Annotated in this window: 5 protein-coding genes; all 5 read right to left on the reverse strand. The window is 50.7% G+C overall.

Annotation, left to right across the window (positions count from 1 at the left end; translation table 11 throughout):
- Nucleotides 1–65: 65 nt before the first annotated feature.
- The gene (locus KF749_18555) at nucleotides 66–458 is read right to left on the reverse strand and encodes a HEPN domain-containing protein (GenBank protein MBX2993159.1); all 393 of its coding nucleotides are present in this window, start codon (nucleotides 456–458) and stop codon (nucleotides 66–68) included.
- A 96-nt stretch (nucleotides 459–554) separates the two neighbouring features.
- Entirely contained in the window at nucleotides 555–1,508 is a 954-nt protein-coding gene (locus tag KF749_18560) for a PD40 domain-containing protein (GenBank protein MBX2993160.1), read from the reverse strand.
- 1 nt (nucleotide 1,509) lies between these two features.
- Nucleotides 1,510–1,917 (reverse strand): DUF1761 domain-containing protein, encoded by a 408-nt coding sequence (locus KF749_18565; protein MBX2993161.1) that lies wholly within the window; start codon nucleotides 1,915–1,917, stop codon nucleotides 1,510–1,512.
- A 70-nt stretch (nucleotides 1,918–1,987) separates the two neighbouring features.
- Entirely contained in the window at nucleotides 1,988–2,806 is an 819-nt protein-coding gene (locus KF749_18570; protein MBX2993162.1) for an AraC family transcriptional regulator, read from the reverse strand.
- A 46-nt stretch (nucleotides 2,807–2,852) separates the two neighbouring features.
- Nucleotides 2,853–3,184: dihydrolipoyl dehydrogenase (locus KF749_18575; protein MBX2993163.1), on the reverse strand; the 332-nt coding region annotated here is incomplete at its 5' end.

The raw sequence follows: 3,184 nt of genomic DNA on the forward strand, positions 1-3,184 counted from the left end.
CAAAGAGGAACACGTCCCGGATCCGAAATTGTTCCGAGGCAAACCGGGCAAACTGGCGGACTGCTTCAGTCGCACTTTGTTCTGTATGCACGATAGAATCCCTCCATTTGGTTGAGATATGACTTTGTAAATGCTGGGGTACACTTCTTATAGAACTCAAGCTTGAACTGGGCGTACCGTGTCTCGATCTGAAATTCATTTGCTTCGGCAAGGAGTTGTTTCTCCTCTTCGGACAAGGAAAGCCCTGCGCCCTCAGCAAGTTTCAGAAGATTATGAATCTTCGGGGGTGTATTCGATTTATTGTTCTTGATCCACAAAGCTTTGAGCAGTTTCTCCAATGCCAAATGGGCGACAAAGAGAGACCAATTAAAATGCTTGGATTGAAACATGCTCTTTGCAGTCGTGAGGTCGCTCTCGGAGTCTTCTACCCAGAATTGTATGTGCTCATCCTTCGTCATGCAACCGTAATCTAACCAATCACGTGGACACTTTCAAAACAACGAAGGGCATTCCTCGGGGAAAATGCCCTTGAGCGCCCCAACCATGCAAAGACTCTACCTCGTCCTTACAAACACCGGCGCCTGTTGGTACTTGAACGTCGAGTCGGTTAGCTTTTTCAACTCCTTCGTTTGCCAGTTCACAAGATAGATGTCGAACTGCGTTTGTTTCGTATCGAAGCCCTCGAACGCAAGCCACTTGCCGTCGTCGCTCCAATCGTGCCAGCCTTGATCGGTTGCTTCTGTGTCCAACAGTTTCCATTGCTTCTTGCCGTCCGGCGTAATGCCGTAGAGGCTGTACTTCCCGTTTTGAAATGATTGATAGCTGATGAAGTCTTCGGTCGGGTGCCAGTGGGGCGGACCGGCATGATAGGCGTGCCACGCTGCTGTTGTGTCGTCGGCAGGATAATGCGTGAGCTGACGTGTCTCTCCGGATGCCATATCCATCACCCACAATTCGGCTTTCTCCTGCCTGTTCCGCTTTTCTTTGCGGTAACGATAGGCGATATTCTTTCCATCAGGAGAGAAGACCGGGTCGCCATACGTCGACGAAGTGTCGTTTGTGATTTGCTTGTACGCACCGCTTTTGAGATCGACAAGAAAGAGCTGGTTTCGAACTGCCGTGCCCAAACGTCCCGCCACAATCAGCTCCGAGCCGTTGTTGCGGGTACTCATCCACGAGTCTTCAAGACGCAAATCCGTCACTTTGCGTATCGTCTTTCCGGCGTCATCTGTTGCATAGAGATAGTAGCATCGGCGGCATGAGTCCCTGTCGCTGATGAAATACAGTGTGTTCTTGTACGCGTAGTACGTCCACGCAACATCGAGGTGGTTGGTGATGTTTCTCTTCTTCCTCCCATCCATCTCCATTCCGAACACATCGTAGTTGTCGGTTTTTCCATCAACCTGCACGTTGTAGGCAATCCAATAATTCGCCTGCGATTGTGCGTTGAGAGATGCGTACCCCGCCAAAAGAAAGAGGGGCAAGAGAAGGATAATATTCTTGATCATGCTATCTCCACACTCCGAGAATCAATCCAATAAGTGAAAAATATACGACGACGTATCCGCCGTTAATGGAAATGTACTTCCATGACCTCCGCTCAAACAAAGCAATGATCGTCAAAACCATTGCAGCCCAACCAAACCCGGCGAGAAATCCCGCCGTCAATCCCCACGACCAATTCGTCTTGTCGTCGCCGAGAAAGAACGCAAGATTGTATGAGATGATCCATGCAAGCAGGAACGTCATGCCGTACAGTTTGGCAGGATTGACATTCTTCAAATCCTCTTCGCGCAGGTTGTTTTCCCGCAGCCAGCCGCGATAGAACATCGCGGGTGAATACCACAGCGCCCCAACAGCGAGATTGAGTACAGCACACACAAACACGGCAAGATGATTGATGTAGATATTCTCCATTGAACGGCTCCCTTAAGAGTTATTGGTAGATGAAGATACTTCGGGAGCCGGAAAACCGATTGTAAAAAATTTACCTGACCGGCACATAGTTGAGTTGGCCGTTCTTCCGTGCCATATACTCATCCGGCGTGAAGCCCGAGAAGCGCTTGAAGTCATGAATGAAATGTGCCTGATCGTAGTAGCCAGTGTCGAGCGCAAGCTGGCTCCAGTCAATATTCCGCCGACGCTCGATTTCCTGTATCACGCGCTGAAAACGCATGATCGTGAGATAGGCTTTTGGCGCAACACCGACCGCTTGCTTGAACATTTGAATGAAATGCTTTTGCGAGTAGCCGATTTCCTGTGTCAGGATATTCATGGATATTTGGGAGGGATTTTCGACGATGCGCCCGACGGCATAAGCAACGCACGGATTGACATTCAACCTGCTGTGAAACTGCCGTTCAAGAAACGTTGCGGCAACTGCAAAGCGGCGGGCGGGAACGGATTCTGCAAGCAAGGCGTCCCGAAGATCGGCAAAGAAATCCTTCCAGAGAATGTCGGCCTGAACAACGTGATTGCTGACTTCGTTCATCGGCAGAGGGAAGAAGGGAAATGCCATCCCCTTCTTGAATGCGATGATGAACATCGCCGAATCTTTGCCGCTCGGAATGCTGATCGGTTCCGTCCGCACGCCGGACGCCCAGCATCCTTTGCAAATCTGGATTTCCTTCAGCGTGAGATTGTCGTAGATGCTTTTCGGCGTTTCGGTAAGATCGATAATGATTTCAACGTTGCCGTCGGGCAGAAAGCGATCAATGGCGTGATCCGGTTGGTAGTCCGTGTAGTAGATGAAGCGTTCGATGAACGTTTCGAGCGGAGGCTTGGGAACAACGGTATGAAAGATCATTTCAGTTTGTGCCTCGTCGTCGTTCACATTGCGGTCGAAACAGAGATCAGTGTCTTTTCTTCGGCGTGTACAGATTCGTAGCGTCACCGTAAAAGGCGTGAGCCGCTTCCATCACCGTTTCGGAAAGTGTCGGGTGGGCGTGAATGGTTTCGGCAAGGTCACGGACGCTTGCGCCCATTTCAATGGCAACCACGCCTTCAGCAATCAATTCGCCGGCGTTTGCCCCTACCATGCCGACACCGAGCAGGCGTTCAGTTTCCGGTTCGACGACAAGCTTGGTCAAGCCGTCCGTTCTGTCGAACGTCAACGCACGACCTGAAGCAGACCAGGGAAATTTCGAGATTTCCACCTTGATGCCGCGCTGCTTCGCTTCTCCTT

The sequence above is a fragment of the Bacteroidota bacterium genome (genome assembly GCA_019637975.1).
GTDB lineage: Bacteria > Bacteroidota > Ignavibacteria > UBA10030 > UBA6906 > CAADGV01.